Here is a 24374-nt window from a genome sequence, read left to right as displayed (position 1 = left end):
CTTTGAGAGGCCACCATGGGCGTAGCTGATACTACCGCACCCGCTAGCTTCGGGACTGCTTCCGACCTTCGCACCGCCGCGAACCCCTCCGCACAGCACAGCGCTGACAGCCCCTGGCTGCCGCTGACCACTAACGCGCGCGGCATCTACTTTGCCGCCGCGATTGACCCGACGAACCCCTGCTACAACACCGCGGAGGTTCTGCAATGCCCCGCAGACACCGACCTCGCTCTGCTGCGTGAGGCTTTTGAACAGCTCTACCGCGAGAACGAGGGCTTCCGCGTGCGCACCCGCATTGCCGATGGTTCCGCATCCCAGCAGATTCTGACCGAGGAGGCGTTCCTCGCGGGCATCGATCTGCTCGTGGATGAGGACGAACTGGAGGAGCGCGAGCTGAGCGACACCGCGAAGGCGGAGGAGGAGAACGCCTCTGACCTGCCTGAATCAGCCCTGCCTGACTCTGATTTGCCCGCGCCGGTACGCGCCTGGGCGCAGCGCCTGCTCGCCCAGCCCCTCGCCACCGATGAGGGCGTGACCGTGCGCAGCGCAGTGGCGCGTTACGGCGGGTTCCTCTGGGTGTACCATTCCTTCTCCCACGTGGTTGCCGACGGATTCGCGGCGTTCAACGGCCTCTCCCGCGTGGCGGCGATATACCGTGCCCTGTCCGCCGGTCAGCCGGTTCCGGCAACCCGCCGCCTGAGCCTGCAGCAGCTACTCGACGCCGACGATGCCGCCTCCACCGCCCGTGACGAAGACGTCACCTTCTGGGAAGCGAGCGGCGCCCTGGAGCAGGAAGATACCTCCCTGGCGGGTCGTACCGCCTCCCCGTCGGCGCAGTCTGTGCGCCTGGCGTTCAGCATTGACGTGCCCACCCAGCAGGCTCTGCTGGATGCGGCAAAGCAGCACGCCGTCTCCTGGCCCGTGCTGGCGACCGCCGCCGTTGGCTCGTACCTGGCGCGTGTGGGCGGCTACCCGCAGGCTTCGTTCGGCGTGCCGCAGATGAACCGCATGTTCGCCCGCACCCTGCCGGAAGCGACCCGCGCCCTGGGCACGGCGAGCGCGCAGACCGGCTGTACCGCGGTGAACGTGCTGCCGGTGCAGGTTGCGGCGACCGGCCCCATCGCGGAGTCCCTGCACTCGGTGAAGGAACAGTACGCCCGCAACGCGGAGCATCCGCTGGCTCGTCAGGAAGACCTCGAGCGTACCGCGCGTAACGCCCAGTCCAGGCTGTTTGGTGCGCAGATTAACGTGGTGCCCTTTGACGCGGTGTTGCCGCTGGCGGCGCCCTCCAAGGACGAGTCCGGATCCCCGGTACCGACCGCGCATATTCACAATATCTCTGCCGGTCCCGTTGCTGACGCGACCTTCACCCTGCGCGGCATGCCCGGCCGCGGCAACAGCATCTCCTGCGAGATTGACATGAACCCGGCGCTCTACACCGCTGAGGAGCTGGAACGCCATGCCGCCCGCCTGAGCGAGTGGCTGCCCGCCTACGCGGCGGAGGCGCAGCGCGAGGGTGCTTCCCTGAACAACCTTGGTTTGGCAACCGAGGCGGAGCTTGCGACCCTGCGCGAGCTGACCGCCCCGGCGCTCACCGAGCACCCGCTGGAGTACAAGACCCTGCTAGGTCGCTTCCGTGAGGCGGTGGCGGCGCATCCGCAGGCGCTCGCGGTGCTGGATTCTGCCCCCGCGCCCGGTGAGGTGCTCACCCCCGAGTCGGAGCGCGCCTACGCTTTTGACCGCGCCCTCACCTACGCCGAACTGGACGAGCGTGCCCGTGCGCTTGCCGCGCAACTGCTGGACTGGGGCGTTCGCCCTTCCGATGCGGTGGGTCTGCGTGTGCACCGCGGCGCCGAGCAGTACGTGGCGCTGTACGCCCTGCTGTACGCTGGCGCCACCTACGTGCCGGTGCTTCCGGATCTGCCCGCTGAGCGTGTGGGCGTGATGATGGAGGACGCCGAGTGCTCCCTGCTGCTGCACGGCCCCGGCTTGCACCCGCTGAGCGCGGAGGAGCTGAATCCGCAGGAGCCGCAGCGTCACGCGAACCTGCCGCAGCACACCCTGCCGCAGCTGAGCATCGAGGAACCTGTACAGGCACCCGCCGCAGAGGAGCTTCCGGGCGTAAAAACCGGCCTGGACGAGGACGCTTACGTGCTCTTCACCTCCGGTTCCACGGGCCGCCCGAAGGGTGTTGCCATTAGCCATCGCGCGATTGATAACCGCCTGCGCTGGCAGCAGCACCAGATTCCGGTGGGGGAGGGCGACCGCGTTCTGCACAAGACCCCCATCTCCTTTGATGTGCACGTGTGGGAGCTGTACTGGCCGCTCGCCGAGGGCGCTGCCGTGGTCATTGCCGCCCCGGAGGGGCACCGCGACCCCGCCTACCTGGCGCGCGTGTTCGCTGAGCAGTCCGTCACGGCGGTTCACTTTGTGCCGACCATGCTGTCGGCGTTGACCTCGTCGCCGGCTGCGCGTCGCATCCTGGCTGATGCCGGCTTCGGGCAGGATCGAGAGCAGCCCCTGCGCTACGTGGTCTGCTCGGGTGAGGCGCTGCAGAAGGACCAGGTGCAGGCTGCGGGCGAGGTTCTGGGCGTGTACCCGCTGAACCTCTACGGCCCGACCGAAGCTGCGGTGGACGTGACCTTCTGGGAGACCTCCACCGACCCGCAGCGCGAGAGCGTGCCCATTGGCGAGCCGGTCTGGAACACCGGCACCCTGATTCTTGACCCGACCGGCCACCCCGTGCCGGTGGGCGTGACGGGTGAACTGCACCTGTCGGGTGTGCAGCTGGCGCGCGGCTACAAGAACAACCCGCAGGCGACCGCGGCGGCTTTCGTGGAGCAGGCTCCTGCCGGTGCGCTCGCGCTGCTGAACGGTGAGAGTCAGCGCCTGTACCGTACGGGCGATTTGGCGTGCTGGGAGATTCTTCCCGATGGTCGTGCCGTCATCGGCTACCGCGGCCGCACGGATTATCAGATTAAGGTGCGCGGTCAGCGCCTGGAGCTGGGCGATATTGAGATGGCTCTTGCCGCGGTTGAGGGTGTGAGCGCTTCGGTGGCTCTGCTGTACCGCGGCCTGCGTGAGCCTGCCCTGGCAGCGGTGCTGGAGGTCGGCGACGTGCCCGCTGAGCGTGCTGAGCAGCTGGTGGAGGCGGCGCGTGAGCATTGCGCGCAGGTTCTGCCGGACTACATGGTGCCGACCCTGTGGCATACCCTGCCTGCTCTGCCGGTGAGCCCCTCCGGTAAGGCGGATCGCAAGCTGTTGGCGTCCCTGGACCTGACCCCGCAGACTTCTGATGCTGAGGGCCCGCACGGTCTGCTGGAGCAGCAGCTGTGCTCGATTATTGCCGGTGTGTTGGGTCGTGAGCGTTTCGGCGTGGATGAGGACTTCTTCGCCTCGGGCGGTCATTCGCTGGCGGCTCTTGAGGTGATTGCCGCGGTTGAGGAACAGCTGGGTCTGAGCGTGAGCATCGGTGCGCTTTTTGCACATCCGACCGTGCAGGCTTTGGCGGCGTCTATTGCGGGCGAGCGTGGCGAGGGTGCGGAGTTCGCGCCGGTTCTGCCGCTGCGAGAACAACCTACCGCGCATGACGCTACCGATGCCCCCGCGCCGCTGTTTATTCTGCCGCCTGCGGGTGGTTTGGGCTGGTGCTATGCGGGGTACCTTTCGCATCTTCCGGCTCAGCAGGGTGTGTATGCTGTGCAGGCTGAGGCGTTCTCTGACCCGCAGGCTGGGTTTGCGTCGAGCCTGCAGGAGTTGGCTGAGGGCTACCTGGCACAGATTGAGAAGACCCTGGCGGAGCGTTCGCTGCCGCGTCGTTTTGTCCTGATGGGCTGGTCTGTAGGCGGTACTGCCGCGGTGCAGGTTGCGGCGTTGGCGCAGGCTGCGGGTGCGCAGGTTGAGCGCGTCATCTTGTTGGATGCGTATCCTTCGGAGCAGTGGCAGGGTGTGCCTGCGCCGGATGAGCAGGAGAGCTTCCGTGCGCTGTTGCGTATGGGCGGTTTGCCGGAGCCTGCCGCCGATGAGCAGCTTGACCTGCCGAGTACCCTGGAACGCCTGCAGAAGGCGGGTTCGGCGATGGGTTACCTACCGGAGGAGAAGTTGGGCGTGTGCCTGGGTAGTATGCGTGCTTCGGCGGCACTCATGCGTGGTGCTGAGCAGGCGTTCTTTGATGGTGATGTGTTGCTGGTGGGTGTGCCGCATGAGGATCAGCCGTACCTGGATGCGGAAGGTTGGGCGGCGCATGCGTCGTCGTTCCGTGCGGTGCTGCTGGAGGGTACGCACCCTGACCTGGTGAATCCGACGCGTCTGGCGGAGGTGACCGGCCACTTCGCTGATTAGCCTGCTCTATCTTGTAGAGTAGTTAATAAATATAAAGGTCCCCGATTGATGATTTATCAATCGGGGACCTTCTATTTATTGGTTTTTGAGAACCCATTCTTTATACCGAAGATTAACTGCTGATTTCTGCTGTCGCTGTTCTTCTAGTTTTGTTTCGTTATCTCGAATGAGCGGTTTTTGATATGAGGCTACAAGGTTAGCAAGACCTTGAGCCATTCCTGTATCTTTACTGCATTGTGCTTCAATGACGCTGAGTCGAATTTCTTCTTCCGATGCCGGGGCATTATTATCACCGCTAGCACGGGTTGCATTTGATAGCTCTTTTGTACCCCATTCATAGTCGCCTTTTCGTGGAGTTAGACCTTTATCCGATAGGCATTTCCACCATGCTTCACGGTATTTTTTCCATTCGGGATGATTCATGGCAGCTGCATAGGATTCGCCGTGGATTCGACGATAGGCTTCTGTGAGGCCACTTTGCTCTTCGAGGCTGATGCCCGCGATCTCTTTCAACGTGGCTAAGATTTCAGGCATGCACTGTTCCATGATTTTTGTGTCATAGCCCCCGGATGATGGTGCATTCCCGGATCGCTTGTAGTGTCCATATTTGGCGGAGTATTCGGGGTTCCAGAGACCAAATTCGCGACCGGATGAAAAGAATTTCCTATCTTCTACATCCGGGATATATATTTCGTAGGATTGGCCGTGTTTTGCGAAACAGCGCTGCCTGAGAATTTCCAAGGCTCGACCGTAATACTGGGAATTTTCATCTAAATGGTCATTGTATTCTTCGAGTGGAGTAATGATTTGGTTGTTTTTATAGTCTAGAGTTGCTTGGGCTGTTTCATCACGTTCTAGTTGCGGGCCTGTAGAACAGGATGTGCAGGCTAGCGTGAATGCAAACGTTATAGCCATTGCGGGCTGAAAGATTTTCTTGAGGTTCATGATTCTCCCTCCTTAATTGGATAAAGAATATGTGACAGTAAAGAAAGCGGGGCTGTATTTTGCTGATTGTTGCAAAGCATATGACCCGGTGAATATGGGTGTCGAGAGAATCTGGAATCTATGTGAATCCCAGAGCGATAAGCAGAATCTCGGGGGAGTGCCTGCTAGATTGGGAGTGCACCCATAGCGAAAGGCCAAGACGCTATGGCAGACCACGCACAAGGGTGTTTCTGCAGCGTCGTTACTGCTGGGAGAGTATTCTAGAGCTTCATCATGAACCCCTATGAGTTATGGAGGGCAAATACTCATAGATGAGTGAGTCGTGCCCCCCCCCGTAATGCTGGTCGGGCACCCTGAATATCCACCGATACTATGGCGAATATCATAGTTGAAGGGTGGTTAAAGCCTACCACCGGCTAGATGCACCAGGCAACCAAAACTCCGGTCACGTCTGATTTATTACATGAGAAACGCATAGTCAACGACCATATCAACAGGAAGCAGCTCGGGTATCCTGCACCCCTTCACATTTAAAAACGAATGCCCCCGGTTGATGAATCATCAACCGGGGGCATCGCTTAGCTTCTAACGCAGAACCGGGGTTCTACAGTCAAATGCCTAGTGCTGCTCCAGCTCGGAGTTAGCGTTCACGTTGAGCAGGTCGTACTTAGCGAATGCCTTCGCGGGAACGTCTGCTGCAACCTCGCCGCGCTTTGCCAGCATCTGCAGGGTACGGACAACAACCGACTCTGCATCGATGTGGAAGAAGCGACGTGCACCCGGGCGGGTGTCTGCGAAGCCGAAGCCGTCAGCACCCAGGGTTGCGAAGTCGTTCGGAACGAACTGGCGGATCTGGTCGGGAACCTCCGAAGCGAAGTCGGTGGTCGCGATGATCGGGCCAGCAGCGCCTGCCAGCTTCTGGGTCACGTAAGGAACGCGAGCGGGCTGGTTCGGGTTCAGCAGAGCCTCTTCCTCAGCGGCAATGCCGTCGCGGCGCAGCTCGGTCCACGAGGTGACAGACCAGAGGTCTGCGGAGACGCCCCAGTCCTCAGCCAGCAGCTTCTGAGCCTTCTCAGCCCACGGAACAGCAACGCCGGATGCCAGCAACTGTGCCTTGGGACCGGAGGTCAGCGGGGACTCGCTGATCTTGTGGATACCCTTGATGATGCCCTCAACGTCAACGTTTGCCGGCTCAGCAGGCTGGTGAATCGGCTCGTTGTACACGGTCAGGTAGTACATGACGTTGTGGTCTTCGTCCTTGGTGCCGTACATCTGCTCGATACCGCGCTCCACGATGTGAGCAATCTCGTAGCCGTAAGCCGGGTCGTAGATCTTGAACGCCGGGTTGGTGGACGCCAGAATCGGGGAGTGGCCGTCGTTGTGCTGCAGACCCTCACCGGACAGGGTGGTACGACCTGCGGTTGCACCGATGACGAAGCCGCGGCACAGCTGGTCGGCAGCAGCCCAGAAGCCGTCGCCAGTGCGCTGGAAGCCGAACATCGAGTAGAAGATGTAAATCGGGATCATCGGCTCGCCGTGGGTGTCGTAGGAGGAGCCCAGTGCGATGAACGCAGCGGTTGCGCCTGCCTCGTTAATACCCACGTGAACGATCTGGCCCTCGGGGGACTCGGTGTAGGTGAGCATGAGCTGGTGGTCAACGGGCACGTAGTTCTGACCGTTGGGGTTGTACAGCTTAGCCGAGGGGAAGAAGGAGTCCATACCGAAGGTACGTGCCTCATCGGGGGTGATGGGAGCGATACGGTGACCGAAGCCCTTCACGCGCATGAGGTCCTTCATCAGGCGGACGAACGCCATGGTGGTAGCAGCGGTCTGCTTGCCGGAGCCCTTCTTGGTCTGTGCGTAGACCTTGGACTCGGGCAGGATAATCTCAGGCTGGGTGTTTGCACGGCCGGGGATGTAACCGCCGAGTTCCTTGCGGCGTGCCTGCATGTACTGCAGTGCCGGGTGGTTTGCCTCGGGCAGGTAGTACGGCGGGTTGTACAGATCCTTCTCCAGCTCCTCGTCGGAGATGGGGATGTTCAGGTGGTCACGGAAGCCCTTCAGTGCTTCCATGGTGAACTTCTTGATCTGGTGGGTGGAGTTACGTGCCTCGAAGTAGGGGCCGAGCTCCGCACCCTTAATGGACTGTGCCAGGATGACGGTGGGCTTGCCCTTGGTCTCCATAGCTTCCTTGTAGGCTGCGTAGAGCTTCTTGTCGTCGTGGCCACCCAGGCGCAGGTTGAAGATCTGCTCGTCGGTCAGGTCTGCAACGAGTTCCTTAGTTTCGGGGTACTTGCCGAAGAAGTGCTCGCGGATGTAGCCACCGTCTTCGCCACGGAAGGTCTGGTAGTCACCGTCGAGGGTCTCGTTCATCAGCTGGATGAGCTTGCCGCTCTTGTCCTTCTTGAGCAGCTCGTCGTAGTCGGAGCCCCACAGGACCTTGATGACGTGCCAGCCTGCGCCGCGGAAGAATGCCTCGAGCTCCTGAACGATCTTGCCGTTACCGCGAACAGGACCGTCCAGACGCTGCAGGTTGCAGTTGACGACGAAGGTCAGGTTGTCCAGGTGCTCGTTTGCAGCCAGCTGCAGTGCACCACGCGACTCGGGCTCGTCCATCTCGCCGTCGCCCAGGAATGCCCAGACGTGCTGCTCGGAGGTGTCCTTGATCTTGTGGTTGTGCAGGTACTTGTTGAAGGATGCCTGGTGGATAGCGTTCAGGGGACCCAGACCCATGGAAACGGTCGGGAACTGCCAGAACTCGGGCATGCAACGGGGGTGCGGGTACGAAGGAATACCGTTTGCGCCCTTGGTCTTCTCCTGGCGGAAGCCGTCCATCTGCTCTTCGGTCAGGACGCCTTCAACGAATGCGCGGGAGTAGACACCGGGGGAGGAGTGACCCTGGAAGAAGACCTGGTCACCGCCACCGGGGTGGTTACGGCCGCGGAAGAAGTGGTTCTGGCCCATTTCGTAGAGGTCAGCCACACCTGCGAAGGTGGAGATGTGACCGCCAACGCCGATGCCCTTCTTCTGGGCACGCTGAACCATAATTGCTGCGTTCCAACGAATCCATGCGCGGTACTGGCGCTCGAGTTCCTCATCACCGGGGTACTCGGGCTGCTGGTCGGCGGGGATGGTGTTGATGTAGTCGGTCTTGACCAGAGTCGGGACCTTTACGCCCTTTGCGCCAGCCTCCTTGAGCAGTGCGCGAAGGATGTACTCTGCACGCTCGGTGCCGTGAGTCTTGATAAGGTCCTCGAGGGACTCGGCCCACTCCTGGGTCTCTTCTACGTCGATGTCCTTGAAGCCATCGAGAAGGGTGCTCAGGGAGTGCTCGTTCGGTACGTTAGCCAAACTAATCCAACCTCTCTTCTGTGCGGTTGTGAGATCGCCCGCCCCGCGATGTTGCGTTGTCGAACAATCTTTGTGTTTAAGCGCTATAGGTCCGTAAGACCCACATCGCTTCTTATCTCTACTATCTTAGACCTAAAGGCGCCTCTCTTGGTCTCAAATGAGGGTTTTTGTGATGTGGGTTTCGTATTGTGACTATCTGAGTGGGAAAAATACGCATCAAAAGTACTAGTTAGGGTCTTTTTGCACCTAAATGGCGCGGAATGGTGGGGTTGGCGGAATGGCGCGGAATGAGGGGGTGTGGCCCATCTGAGGGGAGAGCGTCAACTATGGCTTGGTGTGGCTTGGTGTGGGGTGCAGTGGGAAAAGGAAAAAAATATTGAGACATAGAACACGCTCCATGGATTTGCATGTCATACCGAAAGCCCGTATAGTTTTATCTTGTGTTCGCCACTGGGTCGTCAAACGAAACAGCGAGAACTACGGGTCTTTAGCTCAGCTGGTAGAGCGCCACGTTTACACCGTGGATGTCATCGGTTCGATCCCGGTAGGACCCACCGATTACCCCGGTACCGCAAGGTACCGGGGTTTTTGTTTACCCGGTTGTATTTACCCATTGACCTGCCGCGAGGGTACCCGGCGGGAGGCTCACGAAGATAATTCGGTCGGGACTGCGATTCCTTCGAGCATAAAAGTGCACTCCACCTATATATAGCCTGCCCTCAGCGCGTATCCTTATATACATGACTGAAAACAAGAAGGCACAGATTGGTGTCACCGGCCTTGCTGTCATGGGCGCAAACCTTGCCCGCAACCTGGCACGTAACGGCTACACCGTGGCACTGCACAACCGTTCCGTAGAGAAGACCGACGCACTGCTGGCTGAGCACGGCGCAGACGGCGACTTCATCCGCACCGAGTCCCTGCAGGAACTCGTCGACTCCCTCGAGTCTCCCCGCCGCATCCTGATTATGGTCAAGGCGGGCGCACCCGTCGACGCTGTTATCGAGCAGCTCACCCCCATGCTCGACGAGGGTGACATCATCATCGACGGCGGTAACTCCCACTTCCCCGACACCATCCGTCGCGAGCACGCCCTGGCTGAAAAGGGTCTGCACTTCGTGGGCGTTGGCGTTTCCGGCGGCGAAGAGGGCGCTCTCTGGGGCCCCTCCATGATGCCCGGCGGCTCCGCAGAGTCCTACAAGCACCTCGGCCCCATGCTCGAGAAGATCGCAGCGAAGGCACCCCAGGACGGTGCACCCTGCTGCGCATGGATCTCCACCGACGGTGCGGGCCACTTCGTGAAGATGGTCCACAACGGCATCGAGTACGCCGACATGCAGGTCATCGGCGAGGCTTACGACATTCTCCGCTCCGTGGCAGGCATTGAGCCCGCACAGCAGGCAGAGATTTTCAAGACCTGGAACAAGACCGACCTGAGCTCCTACCTGATTGAAATCACCGCTGAGGTGCTCGCACAGGTAGACGCAAAGACCGGCAAGCCGCTGGTCGACGTGATTGTTGACGCAGCGGGCCAGAAGGGCACCGGCCTGTGGACCGCTAAGGCTGGCCTGGACCTCGGTTCCCCCGTCTCCGCTATCGCAGAGTCCGTGTTCGCACGTGCCCTCTCCTCCTCCGAGCGTGAGCAGCGCGAGCAGGCACAGCGCGAACTGCCCGCCGGCCTGATTGCAACCACCGGCGTTGGTGCAGGCGACCCCGAGTTCGTTGAGGATGTGCGCCGCGCACTCTTCGCATCCAAGCTCGTTGCGTACGCACAGGGCATGGACCTGCTGACCCGCGCAGGCAAGGAATACGGCTGGGACCTGAAGCTGGACACCATCGCATCGCTGTGGCGTGCAGGCTGCATCATCCGCGCAGAACTGCTGGGCGACATCATGGCTGCCTACGCAGATGAGGCTCCCGCGAACATGCTGCTGGCACCCGCCTTCAAGAACCTCATGGAGGAGCTCGTTCCCTCCTGGCGTCGCGTGGTGGCTAAGGCAACCGCACTGGGCATCCCCGTGCCGGTGTTCGCTTCCGCACTGTCCTACTACGACGGTCTGCGCCGCGACCGCCTGCCCGCATCCCTGATTCAGGGTCAGCGTGACTTCTTCGGTGCGCACACCTACGGTCGTATTGACGAAGAGGGCGCCTTCCACACCATGTGGAGCGGTGACCGCTCCGAGGTGAACGCAGCGGACATTCACGTTCACTAAGCTCACGTAGCTGAATACGTCAAAGCCCGCCTTCGGCTGGATGAGAATCCGATCGAAGGCGGGCTTTCGTTATGTCTTGTTCGTTATGTCTTGACGGGGCACCCCCCGAGATGCCTCAGGGTATCTTGAGGGGCATGCATAGCAGGGGAGAAGACCTGCGGAGCCCGGTGAGGAGCGCGGAGCCTAGTGAGGAGCCGCCAGGTGCGTCTCTACCGCCTCAAAACGCTTGCCAAGCACTAAATCCACATGGCGGGGTCAATGTACTCCACAGCGTCCACCAGCGGCTTCTTCTTCTCCGGGGTGCGCGGGCGGTGCTTCGCGGGAATGCCGGTAATAATCGAGTCGGCGGGGTGATCGTTGACCACCACGGCGTTCGCGCCAATAGCGCTATCGGCACCAATAACCACCGGACCCAGCACCTTCGCACCGGCACCAATGGTCACGCGGTCACCAATCGTGGGGTGACGCTTCACCTTCTCCAGGGAACGGCCGCCCAGAGTCACGCCGTGGTACAGCATCACGTCGTCACCAACCTCAGCAGTCTCACCAATCACAATGCCCATGCCGTGATCGATGAAGAAACGGCGGCCAATGGTCGCGCCGGGGTGAATCTCCACACCGGTCAGAAAACGAGCAAACTGCGAAAGGGTACGAGCCAGAGCCTTCGTCTCATCCTTCTGCCAGAGCTTATGAGTCAGACGGTGAACCCAAATAGCGTGCATGCCCGAATAGTTCAGCGCAATCTCGACAGCGCCACGCGCAGCAGGGTCGTGCTGGCGGACGTTCTCAATATCTTCACGCAGACGCGCAATAAAACTCATGGGTTCCCTTTCCCTCATCGGTCGTGCTCTGTATGTGTGCGACCTTTCCAAAGGTACCAACAATGAGGCCCAATCACCTATTCCCGCACCCTCAGCTGTCATAGTGGACGCCCCCTCCGAAATCTCGGTCACAATTCCGTGCAGAACGTAATATTTACGCCCCGTACGGCCCTGCCAAGAGCCTCCACCCGCAGACGCTAGATTGGGGCACGCAAAACGCCCCGCCTGCCGTGTATGCAACCGGCAGACGAGGCGTTAGCTAAAAGCTCAATTAGCCGCGGATGTCCTCGTACAGAGCGGTGGAGATATAACGCTCACCGAAGTCGGGAACGATAGCAACAATCAGCTTGTCCTTGTTCTCAGACTTCTTAGCCTCCTCCAGAGCAGCCCAAACAGCCGCACCAGAAGAAATACCGCCCAGAATACCTTCCTGGGTAGCCAGCAGGCGGGAGGTGCGCATAGCGTCCTCAGCGCTGACCGGGGTCACGGAATCGTAGATGCCGCGGTCCAGGGTGTCGGGAACGAAGTTAGCGCCCAGACCCTGAATCTTGTGGGGGCCAACGCGACCCTCAGAGAGCAGCGGGGAGTCCTTCGGCTCAACCGCAACAACCTTCACATCCGGGTTCTGTTCCTTCAGGTACTTACCGGTACCGGAGATGGTGCCGCCGGTGCCAATACCCGCCACGAAGATGTCGACCTTACCGTCGGTTGCTTCCCAAATTTCGGGACCGGTGGTGTTGTAGTGAATAGCGGGGTTTGCCTCGTTGGAGAACTGAGACGCCAGGATAGCGTTCTCGGTGGTAGCAACGATTTCCTTAGCCTTCTCCACAGCGCCGCGCATACCCTCGGTACCGGGGGTCAGCACAATCTGAGCACCGTAAGCGCGCAGCAGGACACGACGCTCAGCAGACATGGTCTCCGGCATGGTCAGGATGACGCGGTAACCGCGAGCAGCACCCACCATAGCCAGCGCAATACCGGTGTTACCGGAAGTACCCTCAACAATGGTGCCGCCGGGCTTCAGCGCACCCGACTTCTCAGCAGCGTCAATGATGGCGAGGCCGATACGGTCCTTGACCGAACCAGCGGGGTTGTAGAACTCAAGCTTGACCGCGACGTTACCGGGAAGACCCTCGTCCAGTCGGTTCAGCTTAATCAGGGGGGTCTGGCCGGTTGCTTCAACAATGCTGTTGAGAATCTTTGCCATGGGGTGCTCCTTACATGAGCCTGGGGGAGGCCAGCCGCGACGGGGTCTCCGCAATGAATAATCGGTTACGTGGCAACTCTACTACTCACCGGCGGCAGGTTTAAACCTGCGGTCACAGTTCGTAATAATGCCAGAGAAAAACCTCAGGGAACGAGGTTCAAAAAGAGGGTACAGAAAAGCGCCGCACAAACCCTTTCTCGATAAAGGATGATGAATGTGCGGCGCTCTCTAGAAACATTATGTAGCCCAAAAGACAACCTCTGTATATAAGAGTAGTGATGAACTCTGTTCACCGCAAGCTGGAGCCACAAATTTTATTGCCATCAATGGAAAAAACAGTGAAAAACCGCATCCTGAGATGGAAAAGACGCAAAAGCGCGGGAGAAAACCAGCCGCAGAGGACTAGTTGATGTCCATGTGCAGGTCCCACTTGTTGTTCAAGTAGCGACCAACAGCCTCACCGAACATCTTCACGTGACGCTTATCAGCCGCCACGGTCTGCTCCTTGCCGTCCTTGAACAGCTTCTCGCCCAGATCCACGTTCAGAGTCACGGTCCAGTTGTACGCACCCTGCGCCAGAACCGGCTGCTTAGTACCGATAGTCAGGGTAGCGGTCGGGTTCACGTACCAGGTCTTCTTCTCTTCAATACCTGCCTTGGTGGAATCCGCGTACTTCTTCATCGCCGCCAGGGTCTCCTGATCGGTGCTGACCTCGTTCATGTAGTGCATATCACCGGTACGCAGCAGGTACTCAAACGCCGCACCAAAGTACGCCAGAGCCGCCGCGAAGCCAGCCACCGAATTCTGGTGCATAGCCTCCGGAACAATCGGGGACGGCACGTTCTGCGGCGGGTGCTCAGCATTACCCGGCTGGTACTCGCCGTGATCCTCCATCTTCTCCAGCTTTGCCACGCCGCTGTAATCCTTATTGTCGTTGGGCAGCGGAGAGCTCGACGCCGAAGCCGAAGCCGACGCAGAAGCGGAAGGGGAAGCAGACGCCGAAGCCGACGGGGACGCGGTAGCGGACTCAGAAGCCGCAGCAGAAGCGCTCTCAGAGCCAGAAGCGGAAGCGGACGCCTCAGAAGTAGCCTTAGAGCCACAAGCCGCCAGCAAAGCCATAGAGCTGACGCCCAGCACACCCAGCGCCGCGCGGCGGGTCAGGTTCTCGGACATAGTGATACCTTTCAGTCAGTCGGTGATTGCAACCAGTTTAGCCGCAAACCCAACAGGATACAGAGTTGAGCGGGCGAAGCGTGAGAAGCGCCTCGCAGATAAAAGCGTTATGACGAACTATGACGCCGCGGAGGTGACAGACGCCTCAGCAGAAGCGGCGGCAGAAGAGGATGCGGAAGTAGCCGGGGAAGCCGCGCCGGACGCCGCCGCGCTCGCGGAGGAAACACCGCCCTGAGTAGCGCCTCCCTGGGTGGCGGCACCCTGAACAGTAGCACCGTACGCCACGCTCAGCTCCCACATCTTAGAATCAGCGTGGTAGCGGCCGCGGAAATCGCACTCCTGAACCGTCACCCGAGAAGCAGGACCCGCCGCAGTAGCAGAAGCACTCGGGGACGCCGCGTCAGACACCAGCGCATCCTCAGAAGGCTCAGTAGGCTCAGCAGAAGCAGAAGCACTCGTGGAAGTGACCACCGGCTGGATCTTGCCCTCTGCCACCGCCTCCGTACCGAAATCCAGAGTGTACTTGCCCTTAAACAGCAGGTTGCCATCACTCATAATCGACGGCTGAGCGCTCGAAAGCGCATAGGAAGCCGACGGATTCACATACCAGGAACCCTTCTCCACACCCGCAAGAATAGAAGCCGACAGGGCATCCACCTCAGAGCGAGTCTTCGACGACAGCTGAATACCGGTCGAGAACGCATCCGTGCTACCGGTCTTCACCAGATAATCCATAGCCGCCGCAAAATAAGCAATCGCCTCATGGAAACCCGTCACCGTATTCGCCGACAGAGCATCAGTCACCTTCGGCTTCGGAGCATTACGCGGCGGATGATCCACCGTGCCCTGCTCATAATTCACCGCACCCTCATAGTGGGTGTACTCCACCAGACCCGAATAGTTCTTACCATCATCACTGTACCCATTCGGGTTAGCGCTCGACTTCGAACCGTTCAGGCTACCACCCTGAGAACCAGACTGCTGGCTAGATCCACCCGAACCGCAAGCGCTCAACAGCGCCGCAGAACCGGCAACAGCAGAAACGCCCACACCCAGGCGCAGCAGGGAACGGCGAGAGAAAGACTGAGAAACAGAAGACATAAGAGAAAAACCTTGAATCCAGGAAAGCTCGTTACTACCAGAGTAAAACAGATCATGCCCTAACCCGAGTGCGAGTTAGGGCATGACGCCTCATCCATCTGAGGGCTTAAAGGTTGTCACCATTAGAATTGCCGCCATTACCGGAGTTGCCGGAATTGCCAGCATTACCGCCGTTAGCGGCACCATTCTGCGGCTGAGCCGACGCCTGAGCCTCGTACTCATCCTGAATCGTCAGAGTCCAGTCATTATCGTGGCGCACACCGGTAACCACCAGACCGCGCTCAGTACGCCGCACCTTCTCAGACATCTCCGCGGGAGCACCGTCAATCACCACGGTCGGACCCAAATCAATCACCAGATCAAAGGTCCACTGCACGCTCTTCTTCACCAGCGCAGGAACCGCAGTGAACGCAGACATGGTCACCTTCGGCGACACAAACCAGTCACGATTCTGCGAGCTCTCATTCGACTCATCCATAAACGACGAGAACGACGCAACGAACTTCTCATCAGCCTTCGACTCACGCAGCGGAGCCGCATCACCGGTCAGCACCAGGTAGTTAATCGCCGCATACACGAAAGCAATCGAATCGTACAGACCCTGCACCGAGTTCTCCGACGCGCTCGCAGGGCGCTTGGGGAACGGCACGTTCTGAGCGGGCGCAGACTCGGTCGCCGGAACGAAATCACCCTTCTTCTCATAGTTGTCGAAGGTGACCTCGCCGCTAAAATCAGTACGCGCAGAAGCCGAAGGGGAAATCTGAGGGGTATCCGCATCAGCGTTTTCGCTGGTGGAAGAAGAACCACCGCACGCAACCAGTAGGGCGCTCAAAGACACGCCCGCAACGCCCGCACCCGCGTAACGCAGAGCAGAACGGCGGCTGATGCCGGTAGTGGAACTGGGAAGCCCGGAGATCATGGGGAAAAGCGCCACGGAATACCTTTCGAATGAGAATCTCAGGTGAGAGACGAGTGAGAGAACGCCTCGACGAGCGGATATCACACGCGGACATCCCTCTAGAGACAGTCCTAAGTATAACGCGCCCCCGCCTTCACACCCGTGCGTACCAGTGCTCAAAGGAGCGTGATATGCCGCCCATCAGCGAACTTACCGTGACTAGGAACTTAGTGGAACCAGCGGGAGCATCGCACCGGATGGGGTGAAAGAGGGGACGCGTTCATCGTCTATAGGGGGAGGGGCTACTGGGCGCCCTCACCGGGAACACCACCGGGAACACCGGCAGGTGCCTCAGCGCCGCCAGCAGCACCGCCCGCATCGGGGGCACCGGGCGCTACGCTCGGCTGAACCGTCGCAGCGGCAGGCTGAGTTGCCACAGGCTGCGCGGTAGCCGCAGGCGCCTGGGTAGCGGCAGGCTGCGGAGCCTGAGCCGCGCCACCCTGACCGGTGCCGGTCTGTGCGCCACCATTCTGGGAACCAGTGTACTGACGGGAACCGCCCTGACCTGCACCATTCTGGGCGGCAGGAGCCTGCGCACCACCGTTCTGTGCGGCACCATTCTGAGCAGTGCCCTGAGCCGCGCCGTTACCCGAAGTATTCGCGCCGGTGTGTGCGCCAGCATTAGCTGCCACAGTGCTGTCATCAGTCACCGTCGGGGTATAGGTCGAGGAAGGATGCGCGCGCGGAGTTTGAGTCGGCTTCGGAGCCAACGCAGGATCGTACTGCTGAGGCGAAATCACGACCCAGCGCTTCGCTTCCTCATCGTACTCAGCGTACAGAGCCTTAATCTCCGGGGCCTCAGTGTCCTCCAGAGGCTTGGTCGTATTGGTTGCCTTCTCAACTCGTATGCCGTGTGCCTGAGTCACGGTGCACGCCCACGAATACTTCGTGCCGCGGGTCGTCGGCTGCTTGTCAGTCAGACGGAACGTCCACTCGCCGCCCACCAGCCAGTTCGTACCGGGAGCATAGAACGCACGCAACTTCTCCAGCGCCGCACGGTCGGTAGAGTTCTGCGCCTGAACCACCTGCAGAGCAGGACCGGGGTCACCGGTCATGCGGGCATAGTTCACCGCCGCCGCAAAATACGCAAAGGTGGCGCGCAGGCTACGGGCGTTCTTCTCGTACATGCTCTCATCCTCAATGGGGATGGGCACGGCACTAGCCTTAGAATCAACGCTTGCCGGGCCGGCAGTCGGCTCAATCGTGTACACCTGACCGGTTTCCGGGTCGGTGCTGCTCATCGGGGCCGCACCGTTGCCCGCAATGTACTTAGTCCACTTCAGCTCGCCCGACAGATTGTCGTAGGCACCCGCAATCGAAGCGGAAGCAGTGGGGGAGGCAGTCGCCTCCTCAGTCTTTTTGGAACCGCAAGCGGCAAGCATCGCACCCAGGGCGGCGGTGCCCGTAAGCGCAATAAAGTGGCGGCGGCTGTGAATCATAGTGATCCCCTTGAATGTGCTGTATGCGGAAGTATCGGTGATAAGTGAAGAGCTCACGCTCCAATTTTCAGCCTAACATCACACCCCCTACAGGAGGGCGCGAAGCAGTCACCCGCAGGGCGGGTAGACGCGTATTGAGGCGAAAGTGGGCGGACCTCATCTAGCCCTAGCCTATAGATTTCACGCGTGGCACACAAATAAAAGCTCTCATCCGTGCCTCATATCACCCAATATGACGGGTTCTTTGAGGCACGGATACAAAGAAGCTTTAGGCTGAGCCTCGAATATAACGAGCCGCCTTAGAAGAAGTGCTCTCATTCGGGGTCGGGTGCGCACTCGGAATATTCGCGGACGGTTCAGCGGTAGCCGCAGGGGTAGCGGTAGCACTCGGGGAAGAGTTCGGATCCTCCAGCATCTGCCAGCCCTCTTCACCAAAGTAGACGTACGCATCCGCCTTCTGATTGCTGCCGTAGATGCCGGTGAGCTGCTCACGCTGACGGGTCTCATGGTTGAACAGGAACGCGTTCTCGTCCACCTTCAGGGTTGCCTTCCAACAGTAGACGTCCTGCTCGGAGGCGGGCACCGGCTGCGGGGAGCTCAGGTTAATGCACATGGGGTGGTTGTTCTTAGAGACCAGCCAGCCAATGTTGTAGCGGTAGATATCGCGGTACATCTGCGCCATCTGACTAAAGTGCTCCTGGCCGGGCAGATTCATGAAGGGATCGGTGTCGCCTGTGAGAAGCATGTAGTTCTGCGCCGCACCCCAGTACTGCAGGAAGGCGTGCAGGCCCTCGACGGTGCGTTCCTTAGCTTCCGGGGGCATGGTGGGGCGGGGGACATTGACGGCACGGTGGCTGAGAGTGCCGTTCGAGAAATTACCGACGCGCTCAAAGAACTCATCGGGCAGGACCGCCGGGCCGCGACCGTCCAGGGCGGATGCGGGCAGGGGCTCGGCGTAGGTGATGCTGCGCGTGGTGGTCGCAGATTTAGTCTGGGTGCTCTGAGGAGCAGCTTTAGTAGGGGAAGGGTTAGCGAGTGGTTGAGGGCGAGAAACTGCGCTGGGGCTGCAGGCGCTTGCGAGTGCACTCAATGCTGCTCCGGAAGAAAGAGCAAGAAGATGGCGACGTGACAGCGAGCCGAACATACGCAACCTTTCGCAAGAGTAAAGACGGGCAGGCAGTAATGGGTAGCTCGGATGCAGTGAACCTCAACGGCAGTAAATTTTGCATGCAGTTGCGTGAGGGTTCGGTGAGCGTTCCCGATGGGTGTGGCATACCGCGGTGAGTACGGATACGATAGAAAGGGCAGGCCAGAAGCCTCCTGAAGGAATCGGTGTGGGTTGTGACCTGCCTGGTTGTCGTGCTCAATGATTCTAAGCGTACTTTCAGGTTCACAATGACCATATCTGCGCTTGAGCGTAAAAAGTTATCAAATCTTAATATTTGCCCGTTTTATGCGGGTTATAAAACGTACCAATGTGTTTCGGATAACCGCATTAAAATATGCCGCTTTCCTGCGGAAACTCAAGGATTTTCTCACCTGCTCTTCTTATGAATAAATCATAAATTGGAGTTGTTGCACCAAACGTGCAAGTAGTATCTCAACCTCTTCAGGTTGTCCAAACACCTATCAAAAACACCTCAATATGAGCCCCCAAACAACCCGTAGCCGTAACGCGCCCACCGCAACGCCCACACATGGCATGAAGCAGGTGCACCCTATGGGACAATAGCGCTGTGACTACCACCGACTATGCGCAGCTCAAAGCAGCTCGCGAACTGCTCACTCGAATCCCCCTCCCGCTCGACGTAGAAGCCGGCGAAACCCCCGGCACCCCCTACACCGTCACCCACGACGGCACCGCCGAGCACGGCACCGCCACCGCGCGCACCCTGCTCGCCGCCATGGCACGCCAACTTGACGATTACATCCTGCCCCGCAGCGCCAGCGTCGACAACCCCCTCACCATCGTGGTCGGAGGCTCCACCGGCGCCGGCAAATCCACCCTCGTCAACACCCTGCTCGGCGAACCGCTCACCCAGTCCGGCGCGATTCGACCCACCACCCGCCACCCCGTACTCCTGCACCGCGCAGAAGACGAAGCGGCGCTGTCACCCGAACGCTTCCTTCCCACCCTGCCGCGCACCCGCACCTCCGGCATGAACGCCGGATCGCAAGCACTACCCGGCCTCGACCCGAAGATTGCGCGCGCCCTCATTCCTATTACTACCTCGGCGTTACCGCAGGGCATCGCGCTCATTGACGCACCCGATATCGACTCCGTCTCCGAGGAAAACCGCACCCTCGCCAAGGAACTGCTCTCCGCCGCAGACCTGTGGCTCTTCGTCACCACCGCCAACCGCTACGCCGACGCCGTGCCCTGGGAACTGCTCCACGAAGCGGCCGCACGCTCCATCGCCATCGCCGTGGTGCTCAACCGTGTGCCCGAAGGCGACGAAGAAGCCATCGAAAACGACCTGCGACGCATGCTCGACGAGGCCGGAATCCACGCCGTACTGATTCACACCGTCACCGAACAGCCGCGCGACGAAAGCGGCATGCTCGCACCCGTCAGCCTCGCCCCGCTGACCCTGTGGATCCGCGAACTCGGCGCCGACGCACCTGCCCGCGCCGCCATCGCCCGGCAGACCCTGGCCGGTGCCGTCGAAACCCTCGCCGGAAACCTGCAGGTGCTTGCCGCCGAACAGGCACGCCAGCAGGCGGCACACCAGTCGCTTGCCACCATCGCCGCCGAAGAATACGAGGACGCGCTGACCACCATCGACGGTGCCCTCTCCGACGGTTCCCTGTTGCGCGGCGAAGTGCTCTCGCGCTGGCACGACTTCGTGGGAACCGGCGACTTCTTCCGCTCCCTCGACAGCACCATCGGTCGCCTGCGCGACCGCGTCGGCTCCGCCCTGCGAGGCCAGCCTGCAGCCGCCCAGAAGGTAGAAGACGCCCTCGAAAGCGGCATCCACGCCGTCGTGCTGGATGCGGCCGCCCGGGCCTCCGAAAACACCCGCACCCGCTGGCGTGCCAGCCGCGCCGGACGCTCCCTGCTGGCACGCCTGGATGCGCCGCAGGCTACCTCTGCTGTACCCGAACAGAACGCAGAAGCTAAGGGTGAGGTACAGTCCGCCGAAGACATCTTCTCCGCCGCCGTAGCCGAGCAGATTCGCCTCTGGCAGGGCTCCGTGCTCGAAATGATTCGCGAAGAAGGCGCCGACAAGCGTAAACGCGCCCGCTTCCTATCCCTGGGTGTGAACGCCACCGCCGTGATGCTCATGGTCGCCGCGTTCAGCCTCACCGGCGGTATCACCGGTATTGAGGCGGGCATTGCGGGCGGTAGCGGCGTGGTCGGCACCAAGCTGCTCGAGTCCATCTTTGGTGAAGATGCCGTGCGCCGCATGGCAACCCGCGCCCGCACCGACCTGCTTGAACGCATGGCTGATCTGCTCACTGAGCACGCCCAGCCTTTCACCGCCGTGCTCGAAGAAACCGATCCGCAGGCTGACGCCGAGGACATTCACCGCGCCGCCGAGCAGGTGCAGGCAATCGCCGCAGAAATGAGCGCGCAGAGTCAAACCACACAGCGCCAAGCCGCAGCCCGCGCTAACGGCACGGTTGCCCGCTAAACCACCCCGGACAGGCACCCCGCACCACCTGACCGCGCACCACAGACGAAGAAAAACGCACTATGACTACCCCCGAGAACAAACTCGAGAACACTGAGCGCGATACCGAGCGCAACACCGAGCGAGGCACCGCCCCCGCCGGCGTGGCGACCTCGCCCTTCGCACGCTCCGTCGCATCCCTCAAGGAAGCCATCAGCTACGGCGAAGGACGAGTCCCCGAGACCGTCCTGCTCGACGCCTCCGAAACCCTCGAACGCCTCAGCCAACGCCGCGAACTCTCCACCGAACACACCGTCATCGGCTTCTTCGGCGCGACCGGCAGCGGCAAATCCACCCTCTTCAACGCCATCGCCGGGCAGAACATCGCCCTCTCCGCGCCCACGCGCCCGACCACCTCCACCGTGCAGGCAGCAATCTGGGAAGCAGAAGGCAGCGAAGAACTGCTCGACTGGCTCGGCATCGACAAGCGCGTCTACCCGCAAACTCAGGCGCTCACCGCCGAAGGAGAAGCAACCGAGGGTAACGGGGCTGGCGGGGGAGTAGCGGCACCCAACGCCGTCACCGAACCCGCACCTGGACTCTTCAACCGCATCCGCCGAGCCGTCGGCGGACGCGGCGAAATGCGCACCCGCACCGGCGGACTCATCCTGCTGGACATGCCCGACTTCGACTCGGTCACCACCACCAACCGCGACCTCGCCGCCCGCATGATGCGCTACGTGGACGTGCTCGTCTGGGTCGTCGACCCCCAAAAGTACGCCGACGCCGTCATCCATCGCGACTTTATGGTGCCGCTCGCCGCCTCCGGTGCGCAGGCGCTCTGCGTGCTCAACCAGGCGGACAAGCTCGCACCCGCCGAGGTGCCCGCCGTGCTCGCATCCCTCACCCGTTTGCTCCAGGCTGAGGGCACCGAGGCGCACCTGCTCGCCGCACCCATCGCCGTTTCGGCACGAACCGGCGAAGGCGTGGACGCGCTCCGCGATATGCTCGCCCAGGTAGCCGCCGCCAAGAGCCTGTCCCTGCAACGAACCGACGCGCAGCTGCACGCCACCGCCTCCCAGCTGCGCACCTACGCCGGGGGAGAGGGCGCCGTCCTCGCTGGAGCCTACGCCCTCGACGCGGAGCAGAAGCTCGTGCAGTCATGCTACACCTCCAGCCATGCCGAGCAGGTTTTGCAGGCGGCAACCGCCTCCTACCGCCGCGCGGCGGGTCAGCACACCGGCTGGATTCTCACCCGCTGGATGAGCCGACTGAAGGCCGACCCCCTGCGCCGCCTGCACCTGGGACAGCAGGACGAGAAGAAGAGCGAATCCAAGGCTGAGAAGTTCGCGGGAATGCTCGGCCCCGATAGCGAGAATGCACCCGAGCTGGTGGCATCCTCACTACCTCCGCTGAGCGCCGCACAGAAGGCGGGCATGGCAAACGCCGTGCGCCAGTACAGCAAGCAGATGGCGAACCGCATCGACGAACCCTGGAAGCGCAGCATGAAGGAAGCCGCCCTCTCCCGCGAGGCAGAGCTACCCGACCTGCTCGAACGCGATATGGTGCGCATCGACTACGGTCTGGGCCGCACCCGCGCCCCCTGGGTCATCTTCAACGCCCTACAGTGGATTGCGCTACTCAGCGCCCTGGTGGGTGTCGCCTGGCTGACCCTGATCTCCGGCATGGCGTACCTGCAGATTCAGCTACCGCCCGCCCCGACCCCCGAAGGCTCCCCGGTACCCCTGCCGACCCTGCTTCTGCTGCTGGGCGTATTGCTTGGTATCGCCTCGGCGGGCGTGGGCAGGCTACTCACCGCGATGGGCTCACGCTACTACGCACGCAAACTGCGGGGCCGTCTGCAGACCGGCGTGGAGAAGGCAGTACAGACCTGCGTGGTCGCACCGATACAGCAGGAGGCAAAGCGCCTGAACGCATACCGCAAGGCGCTGGACATCTAGCCGAACCGTCCGGCAGACTCAAAGCGCGCACAGAAGAATCCCTCCCCACCTCAATCGAGGCGGGGAGGGATTCTTCCATTAAATCTATACGCTACTGAAGCTTAGTCTTCGTCAGAAGCCTCAGCGCACGGCGCCTGCTGAGACGCCGCAAGCTCACGCAGACCGTCCGTAATCGCCTGAGCAGCCTTAACGACCAGCTCGGGGTAGTTGCGGTTCGGCTGGCGGGTCATGCGGTCAATCGGGCCCGAAATGGACACAGCCGCAATGACCTTGCCGCCGGGGGCACGCACCGGAGCAGAAACCGAGGCGGTACCGCGCTCGCGCTCACCCACGGACTGCGCCCAGCCGATGCGGCGCACAGCCGCGAGCATGGCGGCGCTGAAGTGCGCATCGCGCAGACCTTCAACAATGCGATTTTGGTCTTCCCACGCGAGCAGAACCTGGGCAGCGGAACCAGCCTGCATGGACAGCTGGGTACCGACCGGAATAGATTCGTGCATGCCGGAGGGGCGCGGAGCGGTCGCCGCGCACACGCGCCAGTCGCCCTGGCGGCGGTACAGCTGGGTGGACTCGTCAGCTTCGAGGCTGAGCTTCTGCAGAATCGGGTCGGCCACGGTGATGAGCTCATCAGAAATGGTGGCGGAGGCGAGTTCGGTCAGACGGGGGCCGAGCATGAAGCGTCCCTGCACGTCGCGGGCTACGAGGCGGTGATGTGCCAGTGCCACGGCGAGGCGGTGCGCGGTGGGTCGTGCCAGGCCGGTTGCCTTGACGAGGTCGCCCAGGGATACGGGGCCTGCCTCGAGGCAATCAAGAATGAGGGTTGCCTTGTCGAGCACGCCAACGCCGGAGGAGCCGTGGGAGTGTACCTCTACCATCTGCTCGTCGGCGGCCATGTGTTCGGGCGGCTTGACGGGGTCGACAACCGGTGCGTTGTGGTGTGTGGATGCGTTGGGGTGACGCATTCCGTGTGCGTTAAAACGTGAGGCGGAAGGAGTCATTCTTATATTCTATCTCAGAATATGAAAGATACCCCGGACTTCATGGACTCTTTTGGGTGCAGAGCTGAAGATGGAATCACCCCCTACGGGATAAATTATGAGCTTTTCATAATAAGTGTTTATGTGGGTTTATGGGTGAAAATATGCGAAAAGTCGCAGAAAAATGCGGATAATCCCGCAAAATTACCCTGGAGTCATAGAGTAAACCCACATAAAAACACTCGCTGGTTCGGGGTGTTTCTAGGCCGTCTC

Annotated in this window: 14 protein-coding genes and 1 tRNA gene; 5 read left to right on the top strand and 10 right to left on the bottom strand. The window is 60.9% G+C overall.

Features of this window, described 5'->3' with window-relative positions; genetic code table 11:
- Positions 1-15: 15 nt before the first annotated feature.
- Positions 16-4341, top strand: a complete 4326-nt coding sequence (locus tag QZ822_RS01525; RefSeq protein ID WP_294642062.1) for an amino acid adenylation domain-containing protein — start codon at positions 16-18, stop codon at positions 4339-4341.
- A 75-nt stretch (positions 4342-4416) separates the two neighbouring features.
- Here QZ822_RS01525 and QZ822_RS01520 read toward each other — a convergent pair whose 3' ends face one another.
- Both QZ822_RS01520 and aceE read right to left on the bottom strand, forming a co-directional pair.
- Positions 4417-5286: a hypothetical protein gene (locus QZ822_RS01520; RefSeq protein WP_294642060.1), complete on the bottom strand. Its 870-nt coding sequence runs from the start codon at positions 5284-5286 to the stop codon at positions 4417-4419.
- Between the two features lie 618 nt (positions 5287-5904).
- Complete coding sequence (gene aceE / locus QZ822_RS01515) at positions 5905-8637, bottom strand: pyruvate dehydrogenase (acetyl-transferring), homodimeric type (RefSeq protein WP_294642058.1); 2733 nt, start codon at positions 8635-8637, stop codon at positions 5905-5907.
- 481 nt (positions 8638-9118) lie between these two features.
- Here aceE and QZ822_RS01510 point away from each other — a divergent pair.
- Both QZ822_RS01510 and gndA read left to right on the top strand, forming a co-directional pair.
- Positions 9119-9191: transfer RNA gene (locus tag QZ822_RS01510), tRNA-Val, on the top strand.
- A gap of 186 nt (positions 9192-9377) precedes the next feature.
- A complete protein-coding gene (gene gndA / locus QZ822_RS01505) occupies positions 9378-10850 on the top strand; it encodes an NADP-dependent phosphogluconate dehydrogenase (protein WP_049342124.1) in 1473 nt (490 codons plus the stop codon).
- Positions 10851-11086: 236 nt separating this feature from the next.
- Here gndA and epsC read toward each other — a convergent pair whose 3' ends face one another.
- The 7 genes from epsC to QZ822_RS01470 all read right to left on the bottom strand — a co-directional run bounded on the left by epsC (position 11087) and on the right by QZ822_RS01470 (position 18639).
- Positions 11087-11671, bottom strand: a complete 585-nt coding sequence (gene epsC / locus QZ822_RS01500) for a serine O-acetyltransferase EpsC (protein WP_005507433.1) — start codon at positions 11669-11671, stop codon at positions 11087-11089.
- A gap of 271 nt (positions 11672-11942) precedes the next feature.
- A complete protein-coding gene (gene cysK, locus QZ822_RS01495; RefSeq protein WP_294642056.1) occupies positions 11943-12878 on the bottom strand; it encodes a cysteine synthase A in 936 nt (311 codons plus the stop codon).
- A 402-nt stretch (positions 12879-13280) separates the two neighbouring features.
- A complete protein-coding gene (locus tag QZ822_RS01490) occupies positions 13281-14051 on the bottom strand; it encodes a DUF6318 family protein (RefSeq protein ID WP_294642054.1) in 771 nt (256 codons plus the stop codon).
- Between the two features lie 117 nt (positions 14052-14168).
- Entirely contained in the window at positions 14169-15152 is a 984-nt protein-coding gene (locus QZ822_RS01485) for a DUF6318 family protein (RefSeq protein ID WP_294642053.1), read from the bottom strand.
- Positions 15153-15258: 106 nt separating this feature from the next.
- The gene (locus tag QZ822_RS01480) at positions 15259-16086 is read right to left on the bottom strand and encodes a DUF6318 family protein (RefSeq protein ID WP_294642052.1); all 828 of its coding nucleotides are present in this window, start codon (positions 16084-16086) and stop codon (positions 15259-15261) included.
- A gap of 266 nt (positions 16087-16352) precedes the next feature.
- The gene (locus QZ822_RS01475; protein ID WP_294642051.1) at positions 16353-17549 is read right to left on the bottom strand and encodes a DUF6318 family protein; all 1197 of its coding nucleotides are present in this window, start codon (positions 17547-17549) and stop codon (positions 16353-16355) included.
- 268 nt (positions 17550-17817) lie between these two features.
- A complete protein-coding gene (locus QZ822_RS01470) occupies positions 17818-18639 on the bottom strand; it encodes a DUF6318 family protein (protein ID WP_294642050.1) in 822 nt (273 codons plus the stop codon).
- 646 nt (positions 18640-19285) lie between these two features.
- Here QZ822_RS01470 and QZ822_RS01465 point away from each other — a divergent pair.
- Together QZ822_RS01465 and QZ822_RS01460 are read left to right on the top strand one after the other, a co-directional pair.
- Positions 19286-21184 (top strand): dynamin family protein, encoded by a 1899-nt coding sequence (locus tag QZ822_RS01465; protein WP_294642048.1) that lies wholly within the window; start codon positions 19286-19288, stop codon positions 21182-21184.
- Positions 21185-21246: 62 nt separating this feature from the next.
- Positions 21247-23124, top strand: coding sequence for a GTPase (locus QZ822_RS01460; RefSeq protein ID WP_294642046.1), 1878 nt, complete (start codon positions 21247-21249; stop codon positions 23122-23124).
- Positions 23125-23225: 101 nt separating this feature from the next.
- Here the strand turns inward: QZ822_RS01460 and QZ822_RS01455 are convergent, their stop codons facing one another.
- Positions 23226-23999, bottom strand: coding sequence for an IclR family transcriptional regulator (locus tag QZ822_RS01455; protein WP_294628273.1), 774 nt, complete (start codon positions 23997-23999; stop codon positions 23226-23228).
- Positions 24000-24374 lie beyond the last annotated feature (375 nt).

The organism is uncultured Rothia sp. (genome assembly GCF_916715725.1).
Classification (GTDB): Bacteria; Actinomycetota; Actinomycetes; order Actinomycetales; family Micrococcaceae; genus Rothia.
This window is presented reverse-complemented; position numbering and strand designations above follow the sequence as displayed.

Coding starts and splice junctions, on each gene's coding strand:
- QZ822_RS01525 (WP_294642062.1), top strand. CDS start 16: ATGGGCGTAGCTGATACTACCGCACCCGCTAGCTTCGGGACTGCTTCC.
- QZ822_RS01520 (WP_294642060.1), bottom strand. CDS start 5,286: ATGAACCTCAAGAAAATCTTTCAGCCCGCAATGGCTATAACGTTTGCA.
- gndA (WP_049342124.1), top strand. CDS start 9,378: ATGACTGAAAACAAGAAGGCACAGATTGGTGTCACCGGCCTTGCTGTC.
- epsC (WP_005507433.1), bottom strand. CDS start 11,671: ATGAGTTTTATTGCGCGTCTGCGTGAAGATATTGAGAACGTCCGCCAG.
- cysK (WP_294642056.1), bottom strand. CDS start 12,878: ATGGCAAAGATTCTCAACAGCATTGTTGAAGCAACCGGCCAGACCCCC.
- QZ822_RS01490 (WP_294642054.1), bottom strand. CDS start 14,051: ATGTCCGAGAACCTGACCCGCCGCGCGGCGCTGGGTGTGCTGGGCGTC.
- QZ822_RS01485 (WP_294642053.1), bottom strand. CDS start 15,152: ATGTCTTCTGTTTCTCAGTCTTTCTCTCGCCGTTCCCTGCTGCGCCTG.
- QZ822_RS01475 (WP_294642051.1), bottom strand. CDS start 17,549: ATGATTCACAGCCGCCGCCACTTTATTGCGCTTACGGGCACCGCCGCC.
- QZ822_RS01460 (WP_294642046.1), top strand. CDS start 21,247: ATGACTACCCCCGAGAACAAACTCGAGAACACTGAGCGCGATACCGAG.
- QZ822_RS01455 (WP_294628273.1), bottom strand. CDS start 23,999: ATGGTAGAGGTACACTCCCACGGCTCCTCCGGCGTTGGCGTGCTCGAC.